23 protein-coding genes and 2 rRNA genes are annotated in these 26,925 nt (G+C 68.0%); 12 read left to right on the top strand and 13 right to left on the bottom strand.

Features of this window, described 5'->3' with window-relative positions; translation table 11 throughout:
* Window positions 1-129: 129 nt before the first annotated feature.
* Window positions 130-2,301, top strand: coding sequence for a glutamine synthetase III (locus tag BJF87_RS10135; RefSeq protein ID WP_006359725.1), 2,172 nt, complete (start codon window positions 130-132; stop codon window positions 2,299-2,301).
* A 121-nt stretch (window positions 2,302-2,422) separates the two neighbouring features.
* On the opposite strand, the gene BJF87_RS10130 is transcribed toward BJF87_RS10135, so the two are convergent.
* A complete protein-coding gene (locus tag BJF87_RS10130) occupies window positions 2,423-4,030 on the bottom strand; it encodes a CdaR family transcriptional regulator (RefSeq protein ID WP_075863072.1) in 1,608 nt (535 codons plus the stop codon).
* A gap of 75 nt (window positions 4,031-4,105) precedes the next feature.
* Between BJF87_RS10130 and pruA the strand changes: the two genes are divergently transcribed.
* Window positions 4,106-5,758 (top strand): L-glutamate gamma-semialdehyde dehydrogenase, encoded by a 1,653-nt coding sequence (pruA, locus tag BJF87_RS10125; protein ID WP_035754840.1) that lies wholly within the window; start codon window positions 4,106-4,108, stop codon window positions 5,756-5,758.
* The gene (locus BJF87_RS10120) at window positions 5,755-6,705 is read left to right on the top strand and encodes a proline dehydrogenase family protein (RefSeq protein WP_035754841.1); all 951 of its coding nucleotides are present in this window, start codon (window positions 5,755-5,757) and stop codon (window positions 6,703-6,705) included. The genes pruA and BJF87_RS10120 overlap by 4 nt, the downstream gene beginning before the upstream one ends.
* A gap of 54 nt (window positions 6,706-6,759) precedes the next feature.
* On the opposite strand, the gene BJF87_RS10115 is transcribed toward BJF87_RS10120, so the two are convergent.
* From BJF87_RS10115 to BJF87_RS10095, 5 genes are all read right to left on the bottom strand, one after another.
* Window positions 6,760-8,355, bottom strand: coding sequence for an oxidoreductase (locus BJF87_RS10115; RefSeq protein ID WP_081724862.1), 1,596 nt, complete (start codon window positions 8,353-8,355; stop codon window positions 6,760-6,762).
* On the bottom strand, window positions 8,352-9,239 hold the full coding sequence (locus BJF87_RS10110; RefSeq protein ID WP_075863080.1) for an FAD:protein FMN transferase: 888 nt from the start codon (window positions 9,237-9,239) through the stop codon (window positions 8,352-8,354). The genes BJF87_RS10115 and BJF87_RS10110 overlap by 4 nt, the downstream gene beginning before the upstream one ends.
* Window positions 9,240-9,265: 26 nt before the next feature.
* Window positions 9,266-9,772 carry an FMN-binding protein gene (locus BJF87_RS10105; protein WP_035754844.1) on the bottom strand — a complete coding sequence of 169 codons (507 nt, stop codon included), beginning with the start codon at window positions 9,770-9,772 and terminating at the stop codon, window positions 9,266-9,268.
* 60 nt (window positions 9,773-9,832) lie between these two features.
* The gene (locus BJF87_RS10100; protein ID WP_006359718.1) at window positions 9,833-11,545 is read right to left on the bottom strand and encodes a substrate-binding domain-containing protein; all 1,713 of its coding nucleotides are present in this window, start codon (window positions 11,543-11,545) and stop codon (window positions 9,833-9,835) included.
* An 87-nt stretch (window positions 11,546-11,632) separates the two neighbouring features.
* Window positions 11,633-12,070, bottom strand: coding sequence for an SRPBCC family protein (locus BJF87_RS10095; protein WP_006359717.1), 438 nt, complete (start codon window positions 12,068-12,070; stop codon window positions 11,633-11,635).
* Between BJF87_RS10095 and BJF87_RS10090 the strand changes: the two genes are divergently transcribed.
* Window positions 12,048-12,689 (top strand): DNA-3-methyladenine glycosylase, encoded by a 642-nt coding sequence (locus BJF87_RS10090; RefSeq protein WP_006359716.1) that lies wholly within the window; start codon window positions 12,048-12,050, stop codon window positions 12,687-12,689. The two genes, BJF87_RS10095 and BJF87_RS10090, sit on opposite strands and share 23 nt — an antisense overlap.
* Window positions 12,690-12,693: 4 nt before the next feature.
* Here BJF87_RS10090 and BJF87_RS10085 read toward each other — a convergent pair whose 3' ends face one another.
* The 3 genes from BJF87_RS10085 to BJF87_RS10075 form a co-directional block, all read right to left on the bottom strand.
* On the bottom strand, window positions 12,694-12,933 hold the full coding sequence (locus tag BJF87_RS10085) for an antitoxin (protein ID WP_006359715.1): 240 nt from the start codon (window positions 12,931-12,933) through the stop codon (window positions 12,694-12,696).
* Window positions 12,934-13,004: 71 nt separating this feature from the next.
* The gene (locus tag BJF87_RS10080) at window positions 13,005-15,491 is read right to left on the bottom strand and encodes an HAD-IC family P-type ATPase (protein WP_006359714.1); all 2,487 of its coding nucleotides are present in this window, start codon (window positions 15,489-15,491) and stop codon (window positions 13,005-13,007) included.
* Window positions 15,488-16,672: an MBL fold metallo-hydrolase gene (locus tag BJF87_RS10075; RefSeq protein ID WP_035754900.1), complete on the bottom strand. Its 1,185-nt coding sequence runs from the start codon at window positions 16,670-16,672 to the stop codon at window positions 15,488-15,490. The genes BJF87_RS10080 and BJF87_RS10075 overlap by 4 nt, the downstream gene beginning before the upstream one ends.
* Before the next feature lie 219 nt (window positions 16,673-16,891).
* Here BJF87_RS10075 and BJF87_RS10070 point away from each other — a divergent pair, with 219 nt between their 5' ends.
* Genes BJF87_RS10070 through BJF87_RS10060 form a run of 3 tightly spaced genes read left to right on the top strand, consistent with a single transcriptional unit; the run spans window position 16,892 to window position 20,101 of the window.
* Window positions 16,892-17,506 (top strand): TetR/AcrR family transcriptional regulator, encoded by a 615-nt coding sequence (locus BJF87_RS10070; protein ID WP_187346487.1) that lies wholly within the window; start codon window positions 16,892-16,894, stop codon window positions 17,504-17,506.
* 49 nt (window positions 17,507-17,555) lie between these two features.
* Entirely contained in the window at window positions 17,556-18,782 is a 1,227-nt protein-coding gene (locus BJF87_RS10065; protein ID WP_006359711.1) for an alanine racemase, read from the top strand.
* A complete protein-coding gene (locus tag BJF87_RS10060) occupies window positions 18,770-20,101 on the top strand; it encodes a D-arabinono-1,4-lactone oxidase (RefSeq protein WP_042376604.1) in 1,332 nt (443 codons plus the stop codon). Before BJF87_RS10065 ends, BJF87_RS10060 begins: the two co-directional genes overlap by 13 nt.
* Before the next feature lie 2 nt (window positions 20,102-20,103).
* Here the strand turns inward: BJF87_RS10060 and BJF87_RS10055 are convergent, their stop codons facing one another.
* Together BJF87_RS10055 and BJF87_RS10050 are read right to left on the bottom strand one after the other, a co-directional pair.
* Window positions 20,104-21,213 carry an XdhC family protein gene (locus BJF87_RS10055; RefSeq protein WP_075863079.1) on the bottom strand — a complete coding sequence of 370 codons (1,110 nt, stop codon included), beginning with the start codon at window positions 21,211-21,213 and terminating at the stop codon, window positions 20,104-20,106.
* Between the two features lie 121 nt (window positions 21,214-21,334).
* Window positions 21,335-22,066, bottom strand: coding sequence for an enoyl-CoA hydratase (locus tag BJF87_RS10050; RefSeq protein ID WP_006359708.1), 732 nt, complete (start codon window positions 22,064-22,066; stop codon window positions 21,335-21,337).
* Window positions 22,067-22,120: 54 nt separating this feature from the next.
* Here BJF87_RS10050 and BJF87_RS10045 point away from each other — a divergent pair, with 54 nt between their 5' ends.
* From BJF87_RS10045 to BJF87_RS10025, 5 genes are all read left to right on the top strand, one after another.
* The gene (locus BJF87_RS10045) at window positions 22,121-23,257 is read left to right on the top strand and encodes an NAD(P)-binding domain-containing protein (protein ID WP_075863071.1); all 1,137 of its coding nucleotides are present in this window, start codon (window positions 22,121-22,123) and stop codon (window positions 23,255-23,257) included.
* Between the two features lie 79 nt (window positions 23,258-23,336).
* Window positions 23,337-23,651: a helix-turn-helix transcriptional regulator gene (locus BJF87_RS10040; protein WP_006359706.1), complete on the top strand. Its 315-nt coding sequence runs from the start codon at window positions 23,337-23,339 to the stop codon at window positions 23,649-23,651.
* Window positions 23,648-24,268 carry a hypothetical protein gene (locus tag BJF87_RS10035; RefSeq protein WP_006359705.1) on the top strand — a complete coding sequence of 207 codons (621 nt, stop codon included), beginning with the start codon at window positions 23,648-23,650 and terminating at the stop codon, window positions 24,266-24,268. Before BJF87_RS10040 ends, BJF87_RS10035 begins: the two co-directional genes overlap by 4 nt.
* Window positions 24,265-25,161, top strand: a complete 897-nt coding sequence (locus BJF87_RS10030; RefSeq protein ID WP_075863070.1) for an ABC transporter ATP-binding protein — start codon at window positions 24,265-24,267, stop codon at window positions 25,159-25,161. Before BJF87_RS10035 ends, BJF87_RS10030 begins: the two co-directional genes overlap by 4 nt.
* Window positions 25,158-26,387 (top strand): ABC transporter permease, encoded by a 1,230-nt coding sequence (locus tag BJF87_RS10025; protein WP_035754856.1) that lies wholly within the window; start codon window positions 25,158-25,160, stop codon window positions 26,385-26,387. The genes BJF87_RS10030 and BJF87_RS10025 overlap by 4 nt, the downstream gene beginning before the upstream one ends.
* Window positions 26,388-26,593: 206 nt before the next feature.
* On the opposite strand, the gene rrf is transcribed toward BJF87_RS10025, so the two are convergent.
* Window positions 26,594-26,709: ribosomal RNA gene (gene rrf / locus BJF87_RS10020) — 5S ribosomal RNA — on the bottom strand.
* A gap of 111 nt (window positions 26,710-26,820) precedes the next feature.
* Window positions 26,821-26,925, bottom strand: a 23S ribosomal RNA gene (locus tag BJF87_RS10015); the annotation flags it as partial.

Here is a 26,925-nt window from a genome sequence, read left to right as displayed (position 1 = left end):
CAGCGTCACACGGGGGCAACGGGGCGCATACACCCAGCTCATAGCGTCGAGTCGCTCGCAACCAGCGACAACCTAGCGACGTCGTCGTGCCGACCTGCCGGTGGTCGACGATAAACACCAGGAGTAACCATGAGTGGCAGCATGTCCCGCCGTCAGGCCATCGAGGCCGTGACGACCTACGAGGTGTCGGCACCCGGATTCACCGAGCCGTTGGCAGACACCTTCGGACGCAACGTGTTCAGCTTGTCGGTCATGAAGAAGCGCCTGCCGAAGCATGTCTTCAAGGCGGTCGCGGCAACGATCGACACCGGCTGCCCGATGGACCCGACCCTCGCCGACTACGTCGCGGTCGCGATGAAGGACTGGGCCATCGAGAAGGGCGCCACCCACTACGCGCACGTCTTCTACCCACTCACCGGATTCACGGCGGAGAAGCACGACTCGTTCCTCGAACCCGATTCGAGCGGTGCGTCGCTCGCCGAGTTCGCCGGCAAGACGCTGCTGCAGGGTGAGCCCGACGCGTCGAGCTTCCCCAACGGCGGTCTGCGCGGCACCTTCGAGGCCCGCGGTTACACCGGCTGGGACGTCACGAGCCCGGCGTACATCCTGGAGAACCCGAACGGCAACACCCTGTGCATCCCCACGATCTTCATCTCGTGGACCGGTGAGGCACTGGACAAGAAGACCCCGCTCCTGCGCAGCCAGCAGGCCATGAGCAAGCAGGCAATGCGTCTGCTGAAGCTCTTCGGCCACGAGAACGTCGACACCGTCGTCTCCTACGCCGGCGCGGAGCAGGAGTACTTCCTGATCGACGAGCACTTCTTCTACGCGCGCCCCGACCTGATGACCTCCAACCGCACCCTGTTCGGCGCCCCGCCGTCGAAGGGTCAGGAGTTCGACGACCACTACTTCGGCGCCATCCCCGAACGCGTGCTGTCGTTCATGATCGAACTCGACCGCGAGCTGTTCAAGCAGGGCATCCCGGCCAAGACCCGCCACAACGAAGTCGCCCCCGGCCAGTTCGAGATCGCACCGGTCTTCGAGCGCTCGGTGCTGGCCCATGATCACCAGCAGCTGATGATGACCACGATGAAGGCGGTCGCGGAGAAGTACGGCATGAAGTGCCTGCTGCACGAGAAGCCGTTCTCCGGCGTCAACGGCTCGGGCAAGCACGTCAACTTCTCACTCGGAAATGCCAACCAGGGCAACCTGCTCAACCCCGGCGACACCCCGCACGAGAACATGCAGTTCCTCACCTTCTGCGGTGCGATCATCCGCGCCGTCCACTCCTACGGCGGCCTGCTGCGCGCCGCCGTCGCGTCGGCGTCGAACGATCATCGTCTGGGTGCGAACGAGGCTCCGCCGGCGATCATCTCGATCTTCCTCGGCGAGCAGCTGATGGACGTCTTCGAGCAGATCGCCAAGGGTGGCGCCACCGGTTCCAAGACGGCCGGCGTCCTCGAGCTCGGCGTCGACACCCTACCGCCGCTGAAGGCCGACCCGGGCGACCGCAACCGCACCAGCCCGTTCGCGTTCACCGGCAACCGATTCGAGTATCGCGCACCGGGTTCCAACCAATCGATCTCCGACCCGATGGTCGCGATCAACACCATCCTGGCCGACTCCATCGACTACATCTCCTCCGAACTGGAGAAATTGCTCGCCGACGGCGCCGACCTCAACGACGCCGTGCAGAAGGTGCTGCAGGAGATCGTCAACGCCCACGGTGCCGTGATCTTCAACGGCAACGGCTACTCCGACGAGTGGCAGGAAGAGGCCGCCGCGCGCGGTCTCAAGAACCTCCGCACCACCGTCGACGCCGTCACCGAGTACACCGCACCCGAGGTCGTCGAGATCTTCGAGAAGTACGGGGTGCTGTCGGCCCGTGAACTCGAGGCCCGCGAGGACGTCATCTTCGAGTACTACGGGCTCACCATCCTCGTCGAGGCCAAGGAGACCGCGGAGATCGCGAAGACGATGATCATGCCGGCCGCGATCCGCTACCAGGGCGAGCTCGCCGGCACCGCCGCGTCACTGAAGATGGCCGGGATCGAATCTCCCACACCGCTTCTCACCGAGATCACCGAACTGATCGGCACACTGCACGCCGCCGTGGTCACCCTCGACGAGGGCATCGCGGGTATGCACGGCGAGAGCACCTACGAGGAGTCGAAGTACGCACTCGAGACGCTGATCCCGGCGATGGCCGCGGTGCGCGAGGTCGCGGACACGCTCGAGAGCATCGTCGCCGACGACCTCTGGCCGCTGCCCACCTACAACGAGATGCTCACGATCCTCTGACATCTCGGGTACTCACCCGAGCTGGAAACCGCCCCTGAGGTCGACCCTCCACGGCGGCGCCGAAGACATAGTGTCGTCGGTGCCGCTGCACAGGGTGGTTTTCGGGGGCGGTTTTCAGCTCCTACCGCACCCGCAACGACAATGCCACGACGAGCCGGGTCGCCGGGTCCTCGAGGTCCATCCCGGTGAGGGTCTCGATGCGTCGGATGCGGTAGCGCAACGTGTTCGGGTGGACGTGCAGATCGTTGGCGGCCGACCGGACGTCGCCGAAACGGTCGAGGTAGGCGCGCAGGGAGACGGTGAAGTCGCTACCGGTGCGGGCGTCGAGGTCGGCGAGGTCAGAGACCCGCGGGTCGACGAGGTCGGGGTTCTCGGCGAGGAGCGCGACGATCTCGCCGAGCAGGACCCCGGTGCGTGAGCCCGCGACGGTGGTGACGTCGTCGATCAGTTCGCCTTCGAGGGAAGCCGCGTCGAGCACGCGGTCGATCTGGCTGCGCAGTTCGGGTACCGCGGCGAGGGTGTGGGGTCCGGCGACCACCGCGCGGATGCGCAAACCGAACTGCCGCTGCGTCACCTCGACGGACACCTGCGCCCATTCGACCGCGGCATCGTCCGTCACACCGGGGAGCACCACGTAGGCACGGTCGCCGATGGTCGAGGTCACCGACAGCGGACTGAACGCGCTGGCGTGCAGGGTGAGCGCGGAGATGCGAGTGGCGTTCTCCGACAACGGCACCGAGGCGCCTTCGGCCGAACCGGTCGTCGCGAATCCGACGAGGACCACTGCGACGGACGGGTCGACGCCGAGCTGAGCGGCGAGTGCGTCGACGTCGATGATGTCGCCGCGCGCGCCGAGGAGCCGACGGACCAGTTCGTCGTGTTCGGTGCCCGCGGATCGACGACGGGCGATCACCCGGGCGGCGACCGCGGCCGCTCCGGTGAGCACCTCGTCAGTGTCGTCGGCGAACGGTCCGGCCCCGCGCTGCAACCAGACGACCCCCAGAAACTCGGCCGTGCCCGGGGCCCGGATCGCGACCGCGCGGCGTTCCCGCAGGCCGAGGTCGGTGCGCGCGTCGACCGCGACCACCCGCGCCGACGTGCGCAGCGCGTCCATCACACCCCACTGCCGAAGCCAGGCGAGCATCTCCGGCGGGCCCTCGCGGCCGAGGATCGACAACCGTCGCAGATCGTCGGCCTCGTCGCCGGCCGTGCTGTAGGCCAGCACGTGCGATCGCTCGTCCTCGATGCTGATCAGTCCGCCGGTGCGCCGTGCGACCTCGGCCGCGAGTTCGAAGAGATCGCCGGTGGCGCCCGACTCCATCGACTCGCCGTCGTCCGGCGAACGCCGCGCGGTGTCGAGGACGCGCGACACGAGGTTGTAGATGCGCTCCCACCGGGCGTGCGGGTCGATGGCGACGACCGCGATACCGAGTCGATCGGCGAGGTCGGTGAGGGTCGCCGACGACGTCTTGCTCATGACGGCGACGGGGCGATGGATGCCGAGGCCGGCCAGCAGTTCGGTGCTCACCTCGTCGGGCAGGCCGACCAGCAGGAACACATCGGCGGACCGTGCCGCGCGACCGAGGCCGAAGTGGACGTCGTCGATGTCGATCATCGCGAGGCTCCGCACCGGCACGTCGAGTCCCTGCGGTGCGGTGACCAGGGTCGCCACCGTCCGGTCCAAGGCCAGGATGAGACGCCCGAGCGCGACGCCCGGCGATTTGTCCATACGGACAAGGCTACGGCTGTCGGGTTTGCCGATCGGCCATATCGCGGGAACGCCCTCCGCAGGTGAACTGACGTCATGGACGCCATCACCACTCCCCCTCGCCCGGTCAACGAGCCGGTGCACACCTACGCCCCCGGATCGCCCGAGCGCACCCGGATCGTCAACGAACTCACCCGCCAGTCCAGCGCCGGCCGGCGCGAGCTGCCGCACATCATCGGCGGTCGACTGCATCTCGGGCACGGCGATCAGATCGACGTCGTGCAGCCGCATGCGCACCACGAGGTGCTCGGATTCCTCACCAACGCCACGCACGACGACGCCCGTGCGGCCGTCGACGCCGCGATGGACGCAAAGGACGACTGGGCGCACACCAGCTTCGACGACCGGGCCGCGGTGATCCTGCGCGCGGCCGAACTGCTGTCGGGGCCGTGGCGTGAACGGATCGCCGCCGCGACGATGCTCGGCCAGTCGAAGTCGGTGCAGCAGGCCGAGATCGACGCGCCCTGCGAGCTCGCCGACTTCTGGCGGTTCAACGCTGCTTTCGCGCGCGAGATACTCGCCGAACAACCGGTGTCGTCACCGGGTGTCTGGAATCGGCTCGATCAGCGTCCGCTCGACGGATTCGTCTACGCGGTCACCCCGTTCAACTTCACCGCCATCGCCGCGAATCTGCCGACGGCGCCGATGCTGATGGGCAACACCGTGATCTGGAAGCCCTCTCCCACACAGGCGTATTCGGCGCAGTACACGATGGCACTCCTCGAAGCCGCCGGACTGCCTCCCGGAGTCATCAACCTCGTCCACGGCGACGGACGTGCCGTGTCGGATGTGGTTCTCGCCGACGAGAACCTGGCCGGAATCCACTTCACCGGATCGACCACGACCTTCCAGTACCTGTGGCGAGCGGTCGGCAACAACATCGACAAGTACCGCAATTACCCGCGCCTGGTCGGCGAGACGGGCGGTAAGGACTTCATCGTCGCCCATTCCTCCGCCGAACCGCACGCTCTCCGAACGGCATTGATCCGCGGCGCGTTCGAGTACCAGGGGCAGAAGTGCTCGGCCGCCTCACGCGCCTACATCGCCCGGTCGGTGTGGGACAAGATGGGTAACGACTTCCTCGGCGAGACAGCCGAAATCACCTACGGCGACGTCCGCGACCTGTCGAACTTCGGTGGCGCCCTGATCGATCAGCGTGCCTTCGACAAGAACATCGCGGCGCTGCGGCGCGCCAAGTCCTCGCCGCAGGTCACCGTCGCCGTCGGCGGGCAGGTCGACGACACGGTCGGGTACTTCGTGCGCCCCACCGTGTTGCTGTCCGACGACCCGCGGGACGAGTCGTTCTCCACGGAGTACTTCGGCCCGATCCTGGCGGTGTACGTCTACGACGACGCCGACTACGAGACCGTGCTCGACCTGGTCGACACGACGGCGAAGTACGCGCTGACCGGCGCGGTCATGGCGACCGACGTCGCGGCGGTCGCTCTCGCGTCGGACCGGCTCCGCAATGCGGCCGGAAACTTCTACATCAACGACAAGCCGACCGGTGCCGTCGTCGGCCAACAGCCGTTCGGTGGCGGTCGGGCGTCGGGCACGAACGACAAGGCGGGGTCGAAGCAGAACCTGTTGCGCTGGACGTCGAGCCGCACGATCAAGGAGACGTTCACGCCGCCGACCACGACCCGGTACCCGCACATGAGCACCGACTTCACGGGGGTCTCCAGTTGAGCACGCTCTTCGACACCCTCCTGCGCCCGACGATCACCGCCGCGGCGCGCAGCGAACGGATCAAACAGACCTCGCAGCGATGGTCGGTGACCGAGAAGGTCGTGCGCCGGTTCGTGCCCGGCGAAACGCTCGACGACGTCCTCGCCGCCATCCGAGGAGAACTCGACGACGGGCTGGCGGTGACCATCGACTTCCTCGGCGAGGACACCGTCGACGAATCACAGGCCGACGCCACGGTCGCCGCCTATGTGTCTCTGCTGGAGGCGATGCCGGGCCTGGGTCCGGTACGTCCGGGTGCGCTTGAGGTGTCGGTGAAACTCACTGCGCTGGGTCAACGGCTGCCCGAACACGGCGCCAAGATCGCCGAGGAGAACGCCCGGACCATCGCCGCGGCAGCGCACCAGGCCGCGGCACTGATCACCATCGACGCCGAGGATCACGCGACCGTCGACGAGCGTCTGGCCATCGTGCGGTCACTGCGACAGGATTTCCCCGAGGTCGGGACCGTGCTGCAGGCGTATCTGCGTCGTACCGAGGCCGACTGCGCCGAGTTCGCGGCAACGGGCGCACGAATCCGGTTGTGCAAGGGCGCCTATGCCGAACCGCCGGCGGTCGCCTACCCCGACCGTCGCCAGGTCGACGAGGCCTACCTCCGCTGCCTGCGAATCCTGATGAAGGGCAACGGCTATCCGATGGTCGCCAGCCACGACCCGACGATGATCGAGGAGGCCTCGATCATCGCGGCGGAGTTCGACCGCGCCCCCGGCACGTGGGAGCACCAGATGCTGTACGGCATCCGGGTTGACGAGCAGCGACGGCTCGTCGAGTCGGGCGCCCGAGTGCGCGTGTACATCCCGTACGGCACCGAGTGGTACGGCTACTTCGTCCGTCGCCTCGCGGAGAGACCGGCGAATCTCGGCTTCTTCTTGCGGGCGCTGGCCGGGTAGAGCGCCGAACTCCCGCGTCAGGGGTGACGATCTCGCAGGGATATTCGAAGCCCATCAGTAACCGGTGAACGAGTCGGTGTGGATACGCCACGGACGCAACCTGGTCGACGGATCGAGATGCCGGATCGTCGACGAGGTGCGTTCGACGAATCCCGGTGTGCCCGACACGTAGTAGTGCGCACCCGCGATGTCCGGACCGACGAGCTCCGCCAGACGGTCGGGATCGTCGACGCCGTCGGCGAGTTCCGGCGCGATGACCGTGACCACCCGTGCCGAGGCCCCTCTGGCAGAGTCCAACTCGTCGTCGTAGACGGTCCGTTCCGACGAGCGCAAGACATGGACCACGGTCAGTCCCGACAGGTCGGCGCCGTCGAGCGACCGCACCATCGACACGAACGGCGTGATCCCGATACCCGACGCGAGGAGCACGACCCTGCCCTTGGCCGGAAACACCCGCGGGAGGACGAAGTCGCCACCGATCTCGTCGACCCACGCGCGCCGGGCACGGCCGTCGATGAGGGCGGCCTTGAACGACGACGGCACCCCCGCGACCGTGAAACCGAACTCGACCGGCGCCTCCCTCGGCGCGGACACGAACGAGAACACCCGGCGCGAACCGGTCCACACCGGCGCCGACCACCGCGGCACACTCACACTCGACCACTGCCCCGCCCGGAACGACGGTGCGCCACCGGCGGGTTCACCGCGCAACACGTAGGTGCGGTCGGCCAGTGACGCGGTCTCGACGTCGAGGCGCACCCGGCGCGCGGTGCGCGTCGCCAGGCGTACTGCGAAGGCGTACAGGCTGCCGACGAGCAGAGCGATCTCCGGCACGAAAGCCAGTGTGTACGAGTCGGTCACCTCGACCGTGTACTGGCAGTGCATCAGCACCCCGACCAGGGCCGCGTAGATCAGCCGATGCGGCTGTCGCGCCGGAGATGTCAGCGGTTCGGGCAGCATGACGGCCGCGACGAAGAGCATCGGCGACGACACGACCCACGTCGACAGATCCTGGCCGCCGCGAACCAGTTCGACCACACCGATCGTCACCAGCGACGCGACGAGGAACACGGCCACGAGGAGCCACTCGCGGACCAGGGTGACCACGGCCGCGCCGATGACGATCATCGGGATCAGCAGCGGCTCGGCCGCCACCCACCAGAACGGGTAGCTCAGTCCGTCGACACCGGCGTAGGCCAGCGCATAACAGCCGACGGCGCCGGCGACCGCCGGGTTCAGGATCAGCCGTCGACGCCATGCCAGAACGTATTTCGACGCCGCGGCGATCACCGCCGCCGTTGCGACGGTCGCGACCGCGGTGTCTACCGAACCGCCGGGCACCACGAAGAACAGGATCAGTCCCGTGATGAGCCACGAATCGGAATTCGGCGGCACCCGGAACACGGCCGCGAACAGATAGGTGGCCAGGCCGCTCACCCCGACCGCCACCAGCAGCCACACCGCGAGTTCGTCTGGTCCGTAACCGAAGTCGGCGTCGACCGCGGACACCACGAAGGCCGCGACCGCGAGAAGGACCAGCCCGCACAACACCGCCCGGTACGGGGTCAGGTGTCGCCGCGTGGCATCGAACGGCGCGAGGATCCGCGGGAAGAACGCGGTGGGTCTGGTCGTCGAAACGCCGGTCGTCACAGGAACAACTCCAATCCGGGGATCGCGGTGTGTTCGACACTGCCGTTGCGCCGGACGGTCACGTGATGAAAACCCTCCGCGTGATGGTCGAAGTCGCCGCGCAGGAACGCGGCCGGGGTGAAGAACAGCGCGGTCGCCAGCCCGTCGGCCTCCATCGCCGACGGTGCGATCACCCACGTGGCCAGCACCTCCCTTGCAGGTGAGGCGGTGCGGGGGTCGACGATGTGATGCCAGTCCGCCCACACCCGACGATTGCTCGCCGACGCGCAGATCGCCCCGGCGTCGAGCGTGACCACGCCGATCGCCTTGGTCGGGTCCATCGGGTGCTCCAGCGCCACCCTCAGCCCGCGGGTGCGGGGTGAGACGACCATGTCGCCACCGGCGTCGACGACGAAGTCATCGGTGGCCCGCCCGACGATCTCCGCCACCCGGTCGGCCGCGAAACCCTTTCCCGCCGCACCGACATCAAGCAGCGCGGGTTGGCGCAGTTCCAGCGCGCCGTCATGCCCGGCGATCACCTCGTCCCAACCCGGGATCCCGGCCACCCGGGCGGCGGGCCGCAGGGTGTAGTCCGCGTCGTAACCGGCGTCGGCAAGGGTCTGTCCGACCAGCGGTGTGACCGCACCGCGGGTCAGCCGATAGAGCCTGCGGTACCAGTCGACGAGCGGCTGATCCGACTCCGCGATCGGGTGGCGTCCGGCCGTCCGCGCCATCTCGGCGACCGCCGAGTCGTCGCGGAATCTCGACCAGGCCAGGTCGATTCGGTCGATCTCGGCGCGCACCGCGTCGACGACGTCGTCGGGCAGTGGCGCCGGTGTCGTGACCGTCCACCGGGTACCGATGGCGTCGAACACCCAGTCATGGACGGCTGCAGGAGAATTCATGCCGGGGGTGGTCACGCCGGCCGAACTCAGTTGATGGCTTCCTGTTTGATCTTCTCGATCGCCTCGTTGAAGCCACCCGAGGTCAGCGACGAGCCGGAGACCTTGTCGACATCGATGTCGTTGATGTTCTTGCCCACGACGACATCCGAGATCCCGCCGGCGAACTTGCCCTGGTACTCCACCGACGGGCCCTTGGTCTGGCTCGTGTCGACCGACACCGCGGTGATGACGTCGTTCGACAGGGTGACGGTGACGCCTACCTTCTGCGGTCCGCCGGGTGAGATGTACCCGCCTTCCGCGGTGTACTCGCCGTCTTTGTACTCCTCGCCCGTGGCGCCGTCGGTGACTGTCGCGGTGGAGGTGTCCGCAGCGGTGGTGCTGCCGGAGCCGGAGTCGTCGGAGGAACAGGCCCCGGCGGCGAGACCGACGGCTGCCACCGCCGCGAGGACGCCGCCGGTACGCAGCAGAACCGACGAACGGCTCGAACCGGACAGCTCAGATTCGGACGGGGCAGTGTTCGAAGTGGAGGTCATCGGCCCATTGTCCCTGATCGCCCGGCGCGCCGCCCCGCTGGCTCGCCGAATCGCCGCCGGTCAGCGACCGGCCGCAGCGACACGCGCCTGGATGGCGTCGACGAACACGGTCCGGATGTCGGCGGCGTTCTCGGCGACATAGGTGGTGCCGCCGGTGGCCTCGGCGATCTGCTTGAGCGCGTCGGAGTCGGCGTCGTCGGAGATGCCGATGGTCAGTACCAGCACCGGCCGTGCCGGATCTTCGAGTCGCTTCAGCTCGGCCAGCAGTTCGTCCAGGCTGATGCTGTTCGGATCCTCGTTCTGGCCGTCGGTCATGATGATGACGCTGTTGGAGTAGTTCGGGTCGTAGGTGTCCTGGACCTTCTTGAACGCCGCGAGCGTGGTGTCGTAGAGGCCCGTACCGCCACCCAGGTCGGACAGGCCTTCCTCCACCGCCCGGCTGAGCGCATCACGGTGCGTCCCACTGCCCGAACGCGCGTCGAGCCGCCGGATGGGCGCCATCTCCAGCCAGTCCTGACCGTCGCCGCCCTTGTCGACGCCGAATGCCCAGCCACCGATCATCGTGTTGTTGGGGAACAGCTTCAGGCCCGTCTGGGAGGCGTCGATGAGCAGACCCGCGCGGGTGGTGCCACCGGCAGGTGTCTCCATGGACCCCGAGGTGTCCTGGACGACGAGGCTGCGGATCGGCACGCCGAGGACCTGCCACTGACGCAGCGCCTTGTCGACCGACGACGGGTCGCGCAGCTGCAGCTCCTTGACCGGCTCGCCGACCCCGTTGCCGTCGGCGTCGCGGTAGCCCGCGTCGGTCAGCGCCTTGCGACCGGAATCGGTGCCCAGCGCCGCGACGAGCGCGGCCCCCGCCTCGTCGGCCACCTGCTGGCGAGCCGCAGATGCGGTGTTCACCAGGGGGTAGTCGAGCATGACGGTGCCCGAGGCGGGGATGGTCGACGTCAGCTTCGACCCCTGATGGGTGCGCATGAAGAGCTCGTACTGCTGCTCGGTCGTCACGACCGGCACACCCGAGGTGTTCGCCAGGTTGAGTCGGGTGCCCTCGTTGTCGTTGGTCAGACGCGCGTTGTTCTGCTGGATCGCCAAGATCGTCATGGCCTCGGTGAACTTCTCTTCCGGAAGCTCGCCGGCGTCGACGGCCGCGAGCGCACCGATGATCGGGGCATCGCCGGTGCTGGTGTCGACGGGGCTACCGGTCCTGAGGTCGGGGAGCTTCATGACCTCGACCCACGTGCCCAGTTCGGGGACGTTCTCCCCGGCGACGACGGTCGGGGTCGAGGCGATGGAGGGTGCCACCAGATCGAGGTCGCGGCGGACCTGCGTCGTCACGCGGCGTGCCTGCACCTGAGAGTCGGCGACCCAGAGGTCGGGCGCCGCGGCGCCCTGCGTCAACAGGCCGGGCACGTCGGCGCCGGCGGCGGTCTGGACGTCGTAGTCGTAGCAGGAGTCCGCGGATGCCTGTCGTGCCACCTCGCGGAGGGGGCCGGTCATCGCGGCGTCGGAGGCGACGGCGACCCGGGTGCGATCACCGCAACCCCCGGAGCCGGCCTGCCAGATGATCACCCCGGTGACGAGGGCGACGACCGCGACCAGGGCGACGATCGCCCACAGCCAGCCGCCGCGGCGACCGCTGCCGGCCTCGCGGTGCTCGAAGCCGAAGTCGTCATCGGACCGGCTCGCGCCGCTCGCGGGTCCCCCGCTGCTCGCGGCAGCCCGGGTCCATTCGTTCCCGCCGCGATCGGCATCTGAGCTGTGACGCCCCATAGTTACTCTCGTTCCCCTCGTATGGCGGTGTCCTCACACCGCCTGACGCATCGCCGTCATCCGCCCCCGCGTGACGTCACGCACGGGTCAGCCGAAGATCTCTCGGAATTGCTGCAGCGACTTCCGCAGATCTCCCGACACCGCCAGGGCCGCGGTCTTACCCACGGGCCCGATCAGCGGCAACCCACCCAGATCAACAGTGAAGGTTACTTCCGATCCGATCGAAGTGGGAAGGATGCCCAGATCGAGCTTGGCCTTCACGCCGCCTTTGCCGCTCCCCTTGAGGCGTACGTGCGACACCGGGTCGAACTTCTCGACGACCCAGTCGAAGCGGACCCGGGTGCCCTTCACGACGACGATCGAGGCGATCTGCGTGCCCTTGGCCAGGTCCTCGTAGGCCGGGAGCGGGCTGCGCCAGGAGTCGTGGATCAGCAACCATTCGTCGTACCGGGACAGGTCCGAGGCGGCCGCCCAGGTATCTTCCGGAGACAGTTCAACCTCGATGGAGTCACTCGTCTTCGCCATGGTCCCAGAGCCTAGTGTCCGCACCTCCGACTTTCCCGCGCCGGTGGCCGATCAGGCCCGGGCGCTGCTCGGCGCGCACCTGACGGGTCACGGCGTGACGATCCTGGTCACCGAGGTGGAGGCCTACGCCGGACCCGACGATCCGGCGTCGCACGCGTACACGCGAACGGCCCGATCGGAGATCATGTACGGCCCGCCGGGCCGCCTGTACGTCTACCGCATCCACGGCCATCACTGCGCGAACATCGTGGTGCGGGGGCCGGGACCTGCGGCGGCGGTCCTGCTGAGGGCCGGCGAGGTGGTCGACGGGGTCGAGCTGGCACGTGACCGACGCGGTGCCGCGCGCTCCAGGCCGGTGTCCGACGACCGGCTCGCCAGCGGCCCCGGGAACCTCTGCCGCGCGCTCGGGATCACGATGGCCGATCTCGGCACCGTTCTCGCCGATCCGCACACCCCTGTGACTCTCGACACATCTCCGGGCGGGCCGCTCCCCGACCTGCCGGTGGCCGCCGGACCGCGCGTCGGCGTACGACGCGCGGCCGACGTTTCGTGGCGATTCTTCTTCGACGGTCACCCGACCGTGTCGGGGTACCGCCGTCACCCGCGCGCCGGCGGCTGACCGGCTACTGCTGAGGAGCGTCCGGCTTGTTCTCGGGCGCCTTGTTGTTCTCGGGCGTCTTGTTGTTCTGGGCGGCCGTGTTCTGGGCTCCGACGGCCTTGCGGACCGCGTCCTGCGCCTTGTCGACCTGCCCGGCGTACTTGTTGCCGGTGGCCTTGTCGATGGCGTCGCCGCCCTTCTCGATCAGATTCGGGTTCTTGCGCAGCGTGTCGCGCGCCTTGTTGACGAGTCCCTTGAGATCCATGACGTCTCCTGTGTCCGAGCCGGATGTCTTCCGGCCGCCCGTGGCAGAGTTTAGTCGCCTACACGGCGTCTTTACGCGGCTGCCACCTCGACGTCCGCGGAGTGCCCTTCAGAACTGCTGTGGTTCGCGATCCACCGCGGCACGATCCGCGAAACCGCTTCCACGAGCACGATTCCGACGGCCGCCGAGGTGAGCGCGACCGAGTTCATCGTCCAGTTCGACGAGTCGAGGTGGAAGAGGTCCTGGGTGAACGGCCACCCAAAGATCAGCATGTAGGCACCCGCTGAGACGACGAGCAGGAGAACCTTCCACCAGTTGTAGGGCCGGGCGACCACCGCGAGCACGTAGACCGCGATCGCGATGAGCGTCATCAGCGACGCGGTGGCCGCCTGGGTCTGCGCCGGCGACAGGTCGACGGCGTCGCCCCCGACCTCGACACCCGGCCCGCCCGGGTTGACGATCACATAGGTGACGAAGGTGCACAGGCCGACGATGATGCCGTTGGGGACCGCGGTGAGCAGGACGCGACGCACGAAGCCTCGGCGGGCTCGCTCGTTGTTGGGTGCCAGCGACAGCACGAAGGCGGGGATGCCGATCGTGAACCACGCCGAGATCGTCACGTGGATCGGCTGGAACGGGTAGCTCAGCGGGTCCGAGCCGAACAGCTTGCCCAGCACGCCGCCGACGCCGACGAACAGCGCCAGCAGCACCGCGTAGACCGTCTTGGTGAGAAACAGGTTGGAGACGCGTTCGATGTTGCCGATCACGCGACGACCCTCGCCCACCACATACGGGAGGGTCGCGAACTTGTTGTCCAGCAACACGATCTGCGCCACCGACCGGGCGGCCGAACTGCCCGATCCCATCGCGACACCGATGTCGGCGTCCTTGAGGGCGAGCACGTCGTTGACGCCGTCGCCGGTCATCGCGACGGTGTTGTCCCGCGACTGCAACGCCTTGACCATGGCGCGTTTCTGATCGGGACGGACACGACCGAAGGTCACGCCGTGTTCGACCACGTCGGCCAGTTCGTCGGTCTCCTCTGGCAGTCTGCGCGCGTCGACGGAGGTGTCGGCCGAGCCGAGGCCGAGCGACTCGGCGACCGCACCGACCGAGCGAGCGTTGTCGCCGGAGATCACCTTGACGGCGACGTTCTGCTGTTCGAAGTAGTCGATGGTGCCGCGGGCGTCGGGCCGGATCCGCTGTTCGAGCACGACGAGCCCGACCGGGGTCACGGTGCCCGGGGCGACCGCGCCGGCGGCCGGTTCGGTGTCGACGGGGACGTCGGTGCGCGCGAGCAGCAGCACGCGCAGTCCGGCCGCGCCGATGTCGGAGGCCAGTTGAGCGGTCTCCCCGGCCGGGTCGAGCAGCACGTCGGGTGCGCCGATCAACCAGTTGCCTACGTCGGTGCCGGACGCGTCGTCGAACGACATCCCGCTCCACTTGGTGGCCGAGGTGAACGGCTTGATCGCGGACACGGTCCACGACGGCGGGGTCGGATACGCCTCGGCGACGGCGATCATGCTGGCGTTGGGACGCGGATCGTGGGCGGCGAGTGCCGCGAGCACCTCTCCGGCCAGGTCTGGCGGATCGTCGCCGACGACGCGCAGTTCGGACAGGCGCATCCCGTTCTCGGTGAGGGTGCCGGTCTTGTCGGCGCACACGACGTTGACGCGGGCCAGGCCCTCGATCGCGGGGAGTTCGTTCACGAGGCACTGCCGCTGCCCGAGGCGAACGACGCCGACCGCGAAGGCGATCGAGGTCATCAGCACCAGACCTTCGGGCACCATGGGCACGAGCGCGGCGACCATGCCCAGCAGCGCCTGCTTGAGACTGTTGTCGCTGATGAACAGCTGGTTGACGATCGTCAGGATGCCGGCGGGGATCAACAGCCAGGTGATGACCCGCAGGATCTGGTCGATTCCCGAGCGGAGTTCGGAGGAGACCAGGGTGAACTTCGACGCCTCGGCCGCGAGCTGCGCGGCGTACGCGTCGGCCCCGACCTTGGTCGCCCGGTAGGCGCCGCCGCCGGCGACCACGAAGCTGCCGGACATGACCTGCGCGCCCGGGTCCTTGTCGATCGGATCGGCCTCACCGGTCAGCAGCGACTCGTCGACGTCCAGTGCGGTGGCCTCGATGACCTCGCCGTCGACGACGATCTGGTCGCCGGCACCGATCTCGATGATGTCGTCGAGCACGACCTCGTCGGGCGCGACCTCCACGACCTCACCGTCGCGTCGGACCCGCGGCCGGGTCTGACCGACGATGGCGAGCTTGTCGAGGGTGCGCTTGGCGCGGACCTCCTGGACGATGCCGATCGTCGAGTTGGCGATGATCAGCAGACCGAACAGGCCGTTGATGAGCGAACCGGTGAACGCGACGATGGCGAACAGAACACCGAGGATCGCGTTGATGCGCGTGAAGACGTTGGCGCGCACGATGTCCGCGACGCTGCGGCCCGAGCGGTCGGGCATGGAGTTGACCTTGCCCTCGGCGACCCGCTGGGCCACCTCTGCCGCGGTAAGACCGGGCTCGATCGTCTCCGTCGTGGTGCTCACGCCGAAACCTCCCACCAACTCGAATGCGCCACACCGGTTCCGGTGCGGTGTTCGAGGTCGATCGAACCACCGGGCTGCGGGACGAGCACAGTCGGGTCGCCGTGGTGTGCGGCGGCTTGCAGCCGCGCGATCGGCTCACCCCATGGGTGACGGGCGAGATTGAAGGTGCCCCAGTGGATCGGGACCAGAACCGAATCGGCCCCGGAAGCCGGCGAGACCATCCGATGCACCGACAGCGCCTCCTCCGGGTTGACGTGGATGTCGGGCCACATCACGTCGTAGGCGCCGACGGCGATGAGCGTCAGGTCGAAGGGGCCGAGCCGGGCGCCGACGTCGGAGAATCGCTCGGTGTGGCCGGTGTCGCCGGAGAAGAAGACGCGGTGGGTGTGGCCGGCGATCGCCCAGCTCCCCCACTGGGTGAGGTTGCGTGCCAGCCACCGTCCGGAGAAGTGGCGTGCCGGTCCGCAGGTGAACCGCAGCTCTCCGCCGCGTGTGGCGACGACGACCTCGTCCCACCAATCCGCCTGCCGGATGCGGTCTTCGGCGATCCCCCAGGACATCAGATGTGCGGCGACGCCGAGGGTCGTGACGAACACGGCGTCCGGCTGTGTCGCCGCGATGGTGGTGACCGTGTCCATGTCGAGATGGTCGTAGTGGTCGTGGCTGATGACCACGACGTCGATCGGGGGCAGCTCGCGCGCGGCCAGCGGGGCGGCGTGCATGCGTCCCGGACCGACGAGTTGGCTCGGCGAACACCGGCGGCTCAGGACGGGGTCGGTGATGATGCGCGCGCCGTCGATGTCGACGATCGCGGTGGCATGTCCCAGCCAGGTGACCGCGAGGGGCGACGGGGCGTCGAAGGTCGGGACGGTGACCATCACCGGACGTCGGGGCCGGCCCGGGCGGCGCGCCATGTCGGCGAGCACCTGGCGGTCCGGGGCGACGGAACCCTCCGGCGGCTCGGGGTTGTCGAAGACCCCGTCTCGCAGGTGGGGGGACGTGCGCACGTGCGGCACGATCTCCTCGCGGGTGGCGCCGAGTGCGCGAGCCGGGCCGAGACCACCGGCGGCGAGCCGTTCGGCCACCGCGTCGGCCATCATCGCCCCAGCCGATGTCACCCGCCCCAGCACCCGCGAGGTCGCGTCGGGGCCGCTTCTTTCGGGATCCGTGGTCACATCCACACAGTAATCCGATCGGGTGAGGTTCGACGCGAAGCGCAACGGCGTCGGACCAGAAGGCTCTCACGGCGACCATCGAGATGTGAGCATCAACAAACATCGGCACGTTTCGGGCGGTCAACCGTGCAAACGCGGACAACGGCACTGATAGGCTGCGGCGAACATTGTCCATTGCACATGCGCAAGCGCATGTTGGCCAAGGGGTTGACCGTCTTGCCACGGATGTCCGTCGAACAGCGTCGAAGCGCGCTCATCGAGTCGGCGTACCGAGTGATCGCCGATCACGGAGTCGAGGGTGCCACCACCCGCCGGATCTGCGCTCACGCCGGAATGCCCCTCGCGAGTTTCCATTACGCATTCGAGAGCCGCACGGCGCTGTTGTGCGCGGTGATGGATCATGCGGTGCCCGTCGACATCGAGCGCATGCTGCATTCGGTCATGCCTGCCGCCGACTTCGGCCCGGAGCCAGACATCGACGCGCTCAAACAGAACATGGTGCGGCAGTTCCATGCCTTCGTCGACCTGCTCAAGGCCGATCCCGGCCGGATGCAGGCGACCATCGCGCTCGGCATCTACGCGCACAACCATCCGGAACTGCAGCAAGTCGGCAAGGTCATGTACGAGCAGCTCTATCGGGTTGCGGCGTCCGGCATGCGGGAGATAGCCGAACTCGCGGGTCTGACCTGGACCCGGCCGACGGAGGAACTCGGCCCGCTCATCATCGCCGCGACCAACTCGATCACCCTGATCTACCTGAGCACCGGCGACGACAAGGTGGTCGACTCCCTCATCGCGGCAGTCGCAGAGCAGCTCGCCACCTATGTCACGTTCGAGTGACCCTCGTTCCCACGCCTCGTCCGGAACATCCCCCGTCGACGGTCTGTGGGTGACCGACCCCGACCGGTACTGGGCGTCGATCGACGACGCGGTCACCGACGCAGGGCTCGATGCCCCGGTCCTCGCACTCGACCGCGCGGCGCTCGAACACAATGCCGCAGATCTGTTGCGCCGCTCCGCCGGTGTCCCCATCCGGGTCGCCAGCAAATCCCTCCGGGTGCGTTCGGTGATCACCGATCTCGCCACCCGTCGCGGCTTCCACGGCGTACTCGCCTACGACCTCGCCGAGGCGCACTGGCTGGCGACGACGACGGAGATCACCGACATCCTGATCGGTTATCCGAGCGTCCGACGGGAAGCACTGGCAGGCTTCGTGTCCGACGAGGTGGCGGCGAGCCGGGTGAGCCTGCTCGTCGACTCGGTCGAGCAGCTCGACATCATCGACGCCGTCGCCCCACCCGCATCACGACGACCGATTCGGGTCGCCATCGACCTCGACGCGTCGTACCGGCTCCTCGGCGGCCGCGTACACGTCGGGGTCCGGCGTTCCCCGGTGCATTCCCGGCGCGACGTCCTCGATCTCGCCCGGACCATCGTCGCGCGGAACGGTTTCGACCTGGTCGGCGTGATGTCGTACGAGGCGCAGGTCGCCGGTGTCGCCGACGCGGTTCCGGGGAAGGCAGTCGTCAACCGGGCGATCGGGATGATGCAGCGCCGGTCGATGGCCGAACTGCGCCGCCGGCGCGGGAAGATCATCGGCGAGCTGCGGCAGATCGCCGACCTGGAGTTCGTCAACGGCGGCGGCACCGGCTCGCTCGAGGAGACCGCCCGCGACCGGTCGATCACCGACATCGCCGCGGGCAGCGGACTTTTCGGTGGCCATCTCTTCGACGGTTATGCACGGTTCCGACCGGCCCCTGCGCTGTCGTTCGGACTCGACGTCGTCCGGCGTCCGGCCCGCGACATCGTCACCTGCGCCGGCGGCGGCTGGATCGCCTCCGGACCGCCAGCACCCGATCGCCTCCCGAAACCGGTGTGGCCGAGCGGACTCGAGTTCGTCGGCACCGAGGCCGCCGGCGAGGTGCAGACCCCGCTCCGCGGGAAGGCTGCGCCGGGCATCGCGATCGGCGATCGAGTATGGTTCCGGCACACCAAGTCCGGCGAGGTCTGCGAACGCGCCCGGCACGTCGCGATCATCGACCGCGACGACGCTGGTCACGCGGTGGTCAGTGAGGTCGTGCCGACCTACCGAGGCGAGGGGAAATGCTTTCTGTGAGCGGTACGTCGACTGCCGCCGGGCACGGCTGGCGCAACTGGGGTGGTACCGCGTCGTGCACACCGAGACGAGTGGTGCATCCGACGAGTGTGGGCGCGATCGCCGACATCGTGCGGGAGACCGCCGAGCGGGGCGGCACGGTCAAGACCGTCGGTGCCGGACACAGCTTCTCCCCCATCGCCGTCGCCGACGACGTCCAGCTCGAACTGTCCGGCCTGCGCGGTCTGGCCGGCGCCGACGGCCACCGGGTGACGCTGCACGCGGGCACCCACCTGCACGAGATCCCCGCGCTACTGGCACCGAGGGGTCTGGCGATGGCCAACCTCGGTGACGTCGACCGGCAGACCATCGCGGGCGCGACCTCCACCGGAACCCACGGCACCGGACTGGCATTCGGCGGCATCAGTACGCAGATCGCCGGCGTCACCCTCGTGAACGGCAAGGGCGAGATCGTCACCATCGGTCCCGCCGACCCCGAACTACCCGCTGCCGCACTGGGTCTCGGCGCACTCGGGGTGCTCGTCGAGATCACGCTCGACTGCGTCGACAACTTCCGGTTGCATGCCGTCGAAGGGCCGGCCTCCGCCGACGATGCGATCGCCGGCTTCCTCGACCACGTCGCCGAGTCCGACCATCACGAGTTCTACATGTTCCCGCACACCAATTGCGCACTCGTGAAGACCAATACGCGGCTCGGGACGGATGCACCGATCACCGGACCGTCGCGATTCCGCCGCTACGTCGACGACGAACTGTTGAGCAACAAGGTGTTCCGGCTGCTGTGCGAGGTCGGTGTCCGCGCACCCCGGCTCGTTCCCGCCATCAACGCGGTGGCCGGCCGCAGCCTGTCGTCCCGCGAGCTGACCGACACGTCGACCAAGATCTTCGTCTCCGACCGCGACGTACGCTTCCGCGAGATGGAGTACGCGATCCCCCTCGAGGACGTCCCGGCGGCGTTGCGCGAGCTCCGCGCCCTGCTGGACCGCCGCGAGTACCGCGTCAGCTTCCCCATCGAGGTGCGCGCCGCCGCGGCCGACGACCTGATGCTCTCCACCGCCACCGGACGCCGCAGCGGCTACATCGCCGTCCACCGCTACCACCGCGACGACCCGGCCGACTCCGCCGCGTACTTCGCCGACGTCGAATCGATCCTCACCGGCTTCGGCGGACGCCCCCACTGGGGCAAGATGCACACCCGCGACGCCGACTACCTGCGCAGCGTCTACCCGCGCTTCGACGAGTTCCGTGCGGTGCGCGATCGGTTCGATCCGTCTCGAGTGTTCGCGAACGACTACCTGCGGCGGGTGCTGGGGGACTGAGCTCAGCGCCGATGGATCGGCCCGCTTCCTTCGTGCAGTGGGCTCGCCTGTGCGCCATGACGTTCGGCGATGATCTGTGCTGCGATCGCCACCGCCACCTCCGCCGGTGTGTGCCCGCCGAGGTCGAGCCCGAGGGGCGACCGCAAGCGCGCGAGCTGTGCCTCGTCGACGCCCTCCTCGCGAAGACGACGGTTGCGGTCGTCAGCGGTCCGGCGAGATCCGAGGGCACCGATGAAACCGAGGGTCGGCGCCTGCAGGGCGGTGCGGAGGGTCGGCACGTCGAACTTGGTGTCGTGGGTCATCACGCACAGTGCCGTGGTCGAGCGGACCTCCCGGTCCCGGATCTGGTCGGCGAGATAGCGATCGGGCCAGCCGACGATCACCTCGTCGGCGTCGGGGAATCGTTCCGGGGTCGCGAACACCGGCCGGGCGTCGACAACGGTGACCCGCATTCCGAGCGTCGACCCCAGTGAACTGAGCGCGCGCACGAAGTCGTTGGCGCCCACCAGGATCAGACGTGCCGGCGGGGCGAAGGTCTGCACGAAGGTGCGTGGCCGGTCCTCGGTCGGCGCAGCGGGATCGGTGGCCTCGCAGTCGTCGAGGCCGATGACGCCGGTGCGGCCGGTGTCGAGCATGTCGGCGACGTCGTGGTCGAGGCGTCGCCACGGCGGCCGGGAGGTCTCGGTCGCGACATACCAGTCCGGGTGGGCGTTCAGCGTTGTGGCGACCGCGATCGGTTCATCGGCCGCGAGTGCGTCGGCGAGGCGTCGGAGCTGACCCAGTCGTTCGGGCGTCGGCTCGATGCGTTCGACGGCGACGTCGATCTGACCACCGCACGTCAGGCCGGGCGCGGGATCACGAGGGTCCTCGATGCCGAACTGCTCGACGACTGCGAGCCCGTCTTCGAGCACCTGCTGCGCGGTGTGGACCAGGGCCGACTCGACGCACCCACCGGAGACCGAGCCGATGACGGTGTCGTCGTGTGTGACGACCATCGACGCCCCGACCTCGCGTGGCGCCGACCCGGACGTCGCGATGACCCGACACAGCGCGACGGGGCGTGCATCCGGCCGGCCGAGGACGGTCAGCAGGTCGGGCAGGATATCGCGCATGCTCTCCAGTTGACCAGATGTTCCGGTGACCGGCCACCTCGCCACCACCGGCCGATCTCATCTCGGCAAGCAGACGTCGATCGAAGTCTGCACGTCGAAGCGAGGTTCGCCGGTCGGGATCTCAGTGCCCGACGAACTTCGGCTGCCGCTTCTCGTTGCGTGCGGCACGCCCCTCGGCCATGTCGTCGCTCTGCCAGGCGCGGACCATCGCGGCGACCCGGTCCTCGGGTGCGGTGTCGCGGGCGCCGTCGCCGTTGAGCACCAGCTTGTAGTGCTGCAGGGTGAGCGGGGCGAGGTCGGCGATGGTGGCCGCCCAGTGCTGGGCGTCGGCGAGATCGCCGATGCGGTTGGCGAATCCGAGAGTGTGGGCACGGTCGGCGTTCAACGGGTCGCAGCCGATGAGCATGCCGCGCGCCTGGCCGGCACCGACGAGCGACACGAGCCGGCGGATGGTCCACTCATCCACGGCGACACCGATTTTGGCGGCCGGGATGGCAGCGATCGCGTCGGGCGCCATCACGCGGAGGTCGGCGGCCATGGCCAGCTGGAGTCCACCGCCGATCGCGGAACCGTTGAGAGCCGCGATGACCGGCACCGGCGTCTGCTCGATGCGATGCAGCGTCGAGACCAGCTTGTCGAGGAAGCCGGGGTCGTAGACCGGCCCGGACAGATCGGCACCCGCACTGAACACCGGACCACGTCCGGTCACCACGATGGCCCGCGCACCGGCATCGACCGCGGCGCCGAAGGCGTCGGCCAGCCCGCTGAGCATCTCCTCGTTGAGGGCGTTGCGCTTGTCGACACGGTCGAGCTCGATGGTGACGACGGCGCCGTCGGTGGTGGAGTGAATCATGGGGGCCAAGCCTACCGATGACACTGTCGAGCCGACTCGTGACAGGGTGGTGACGTGCCGAACACCACGCCGAGCAGCGCCACGCCGATCGACGTCGAGGGCCACTCGGACGTCCTGATAATCGGCGGCGGGCAGGCAGCACTGTCGTCGGCCTACTTCCTGCACCGCTTCGGCCTCGGGGAGCGCTATCAGATGCTCGACCATGCGCCCGGCCCCGGCGGAGCCTGGCAGTTCCGCTGGCCGACGCTGACCCTCGCCACCGCCAATCGGGTCCACGACCTGCCTGGGTGGGGGCTCGTCGAGGCACTCGGACTCGACTGCGACCGGCTCCCCGCCGCCACCGCGGTCCCGGACTACTTCGGCCGATACGAGCAGAGGTTCGGCCTCAACGTCCATCGGCCGGTACACGTGCGGGCGGTTCGACGGGACGGTGAGGGTTTCCGTGTCGAGTTGGCCGACGGCCGTACCCTCACCACCAACGTCATCATCAACGCCACCGGCACATGGGACCGGCCGTTCATCCCGCACATCCCCGGCGCCGCGGATTTCCGTGGCCGCCAACTGCACACGCACGACTACAAGACCCCGGCGGAGTTCGCCGGCAAACGCGTCCTGGTGGTGGGTGCCGGCATCTCGGCGATCCAGTTGCTCATCGAGATCGCCCGCGAGGCACCGGGCGTCGAGACGTTCTGGTGCTCTCGACGCGAGCCGGTCTTCAGTACCGAACCGTTTACGCCCGAACAGGGACGCGAAGCCGTGGCGCGGGTCGAACGCCGCGTCCGCGCGGGGCTGCCCCCGACCTCGGTGGTCTCGGTGACCGGACTCGCCCTGACACCCGCGATCGCGGCCGCCCAGCGCGACGGCATCCTGTCGTGGCGCCCGATGTTCACCCGCATCACCGAGACCGGCGTCTGCTGGGACTGCGGCCCGGAAGGCGGTGAACACCTCGATCTCGACGTCATCTTCTGGAACACCGGCTTCCGCAGCTCGCTCGATCATCTGACGCCGCTGCGGCTGCGCGCACCGGGTGGCGGCATCACCATGACCGGCCGTCTCGCGACGGTCGTCGAGGCCGATCCGCGGATTCAACTGATCGGATACGGGCCGTCGGCATCGACGATCGGGGCCAACCGGGCGGGCCGCGAGGCCGCGAGAGTGGCCGCTGACCTGCTCGGAGTCGCCGCTCACTGACCCGCCACCGCCGCGACGACGCTCACGTCGCCGTTATTGGGGATTGACAGATTGTTGTGTTTTCCTAACACTTGGTGGGGTGAGTCCAATACGCCGTGGGGAAAAACTCCCCATCTTCAACCGCATCGGCGTCCTGCGTGCGGAACGGCAGATGTCGCGGGCCGAGCTCGCGAATCTAGTCGGCATCAACGTCCAGTCCGTCGGCGCACTCGAGCGGGGCGACAACTACCCCAGCCTCGACCTCGCCTTCCGCATCTGCGACGTCTTCGACCTCCCCGTCGAAGCCGTGTTCAGCCGAACCCCGTTCGGCGCCATGTCCGCCGAGCTCTACCGGCGCGACACGCGTCCGGCCGCGAACGGCTCACCCACCAACGACACCGGAGGTGATCGATGAACGACCCGAACTCGGCGTTCCCGGAGGAGGCCAAACCCGCGATCTGGCGCCGTTACGAGAACTGGCGTGGGCGCCGGCACGAGGAGTTCAACGCCAAGCACGCCCACCGCCTGACCACGTGGCGTAACCAGCGCGCATACCGGCGGCTGGTCATCACGCTGCTCTGCGCACTGGCGTTGATCATCGCCAGCTCCTACCTGGCCTTCCACTCGTCGGGATGGTTCCTGCTGCCGTTCGGCATCGGGTTGGTCTCGGTCATCACCATCCAGACCGCACTGCGCATCGTCACCGGCTCCATCGCCGACGCACCGGTGTCGGCGCTCGACGAGATCCAGCTGGCCCAACGTAATTCGGCGCGGTCATTCGGCTTCTTCGTGCTCTACGCGGTGATGTTCATCCCGTACTTCGTCCTCGTCGCGATCAGCATGCGCGACGAGGTACCCGGCCAGTGGGTCTACGGGAGCGCCATCCTGCTGATCTCCCTGGTCCTCACCGCGATCTGCGTGCCCACCATGCTGATCGCCTGGTGGATGGCCGATCCCGACCCGGAAGACCTGGTCGAGCCCCGACAGACACCCTCCGACACCGCCACGCGCGGAAAGGGACGTGACTCATGAACGCACCACTCATCGTGGACGGCCTGCACAAGCGCTACGGGGATCTGGTCGCATTGCGCGACATGACCTTTCACGTCGACCCGGGAGAGATCTTCGGCTTCGTCGGCAGCAACGGCGCCGGCAAGTCGACCACCATGCGCATCATTCTCGGAGTCCTCTCCGCCGACGCCGGCGAGGTCCGGCTCGGCAACCGACCCATCGATCTCGACCTGCGTCGTCGTATCGGCTACATGCCCGAGGAACGCGGCCTCTACCCGAAGATGAAGGTCGGCGAACAACTCACCTTCCTCGCGAAACTCCACGGCATGGACACCGCGGAGGCCGAGGAATCGGTGCGGCGCTGGACCGATCGCCTCGGCGTCGGCAGTCGGTACGACGACAACGTCGCCGACCTCAGCCTCGGCAACCAGCAGCGCGTCCAGCTCGCGGCCGCGCTGGTCCATGATCCCGAGGTGCTGGTGCTCGACGAGCCGTTCTCCGGGCTCGACCCGGTGGCCGTCGACGTGATGAGTGACGTACTCAAGGAGAAGGCCGCCGAGGGTATCCCGGTGATCTTCTCCTCGCATCAGCTCGATCTCGTGCAACGACTGTGCGACCGCGTCGGCATCGTCACCCGCGGCGAAATGCGTGCCCTGGGCACGGTCGACGCACTGCGTTCCCGCGACGGCATCACCCTCGAGGTCACCGGACCGCGTGCCGACGTCGCGTGGGCCGACGCCCTGCCCGGCGTCCGCGAGGCCGCCTACGGCGAGACCATACGACTCCTCGTCGACCCGGATGTGGTCGACGACCAGCAGATCCTGGCTGCGGCACTCGATCACGGTCCGGTCCACCGCTTCACGACGTCCACCCCGTCCCTCACCGACATGTTCCGAGAGGTCGTTTCGGCATGACCACACTGCACGACATCCCCACCACCACACCGAGCCCGTCCCCCAAGGCCTCGGCTGCGCAGGCCATCCGGCTCGTCGCCGAACGCGAGATCACCACTCGAGCCAAGACCCGGTCCTTCGTCGTCAGCACCGTGCTCCTGATGGTCGTGATCATCGTCGGCGCCATCGTCATCAACCTGCTCGCCGGTGGCGAGGACGTCGAGAAGGTCGCCGTCGTCGGACAACCGGCGGCGATCAGCGAGTCGATCGTCGAACTCGGCGACTCCGCCGGCACGTCCATCGCGACCGAAACCGTGGACACCGTCGAGCAGGCACGCGCCAAGGTCGCCGACGGCGATGTCGCGGCGGCACTCGTGCCGGGTGAGAACCCCGGGTCCTACGTGATCCTGACCAAGGACGGCGCCGACCCGGCTGTCGAGGCCCCCATGCGGACCGCCGTCTCCCAGGCCGGCCTCACCGACGCACTCGCTGCCCGCGGAGTCGACGCGGCGTCCCTCCCCGCGATGGCCATCTCGGTGACGCAGCTCGAACCTGCCCGCCCGGATGAGGGAGAGCGGCTTGTCATCGCCCTCGTCGGAGTCATCCTGTTGATCACCGCGATCATGATGGGCGGCACGATGGTGGCCGTCGGCGTCGTCGAGGAGAAGACCTCGCGGGTCGTCGAACTGCTGCTGGCGACGATCAAGCCGCTGCACCTGCTGTGGGGCAAGATCATCGGTATCGGTGCGGTCGCCCTCACACAGGTCGTGCTGCTCGGTGCGACGGCGCTGATCGCCGGTACCGCCACCGGAATCCTCACGTTGCCCGGAGCAGCGGTCGGGATGTTCGCGGCCGTCATTGCGTGGTTCGTGCTCGGCTTCCTCTTCTTCGCCTCTCTCTACGCCGCGACCGGCGCGATCGTGTCGCGCCAGGAGGAACTGAGCTCGGCGTCGTTCCCGTTGACTGTTCTGGCCATGGCGGTCATGTACGCCGGCATCTTCGGAGTGCAGGCACTCGATTCGACGCTGATCAAGACCCTCAGCTGGATTCCGCCGTTCAGCGCGGCACTGATGCCGATGCGGATCGCCAGCGGCGACACCAACACCCTCCAGATCGTGCTCACGTTCCTGATCATGGTTGCGGTCTGCGCGCTCGCCACCTGGCTCGCGGCACGTATCTATCAGCGCTCGATCCTCCGTACCGGTTCCCGCCTGGGCTGGGGCGAGGTGCTCAAGCTGGCTCGCTGACAAGGGATTTCGTAGAGGCAGCGGACGGAGAGACGACAGATGTCTGTGGGCCGAGCCGGCCGCACACCCACCCTTTTTCCGTAGATCCACCACCCGGTCAGGGGGTGGAAGTACGGAAAACCGGTGGGTTTCCTCTATCAGCGACAGCCCCGGAAATGCATTGTGGCCTACACGATTACTCGTGTAGGGCCACAATGGGATGTTGTGTTCGGCGGTGTCCTACTCTCCCACACTGATTAAGGTGCAGTACCATTGGCGCTGGAGGCTTAGCTTCCGGGTTCGGAATGGGGCCGGGCGTTTCCCCTCCGCTATGGCCGCCGTAACTTTATGAAACAATCCACAACGGTTTGTTTGTTTGTTGTGTGTTGTCTCAGAAGATGCATAGTGGATGCGAACACACCAAAACCTGTTGTTTGGTGATGTTGTGGGTGTTGTTGGTAAGTCCTCGGCCGATTAGTACCAGTCACCTGAACACATTGCTGTGCGTACAGTTCTGGCCTATCAACCCCATGGTCTGTAGGGGGCCTTAACCCCGCAA

The organism is Gordonia sp. CNJ-863 (genome assembly GCF_001942325.1).
Lineage (GTDB): Bacteria > Actinomycetota > Actinomycetes > Mycobacteriales > Mycobacteriaceae > Gordonia > Gordonia alkanivorans.
This window is presented reverse-complemented; position numbering and strand designations above follow the sequence as displayed.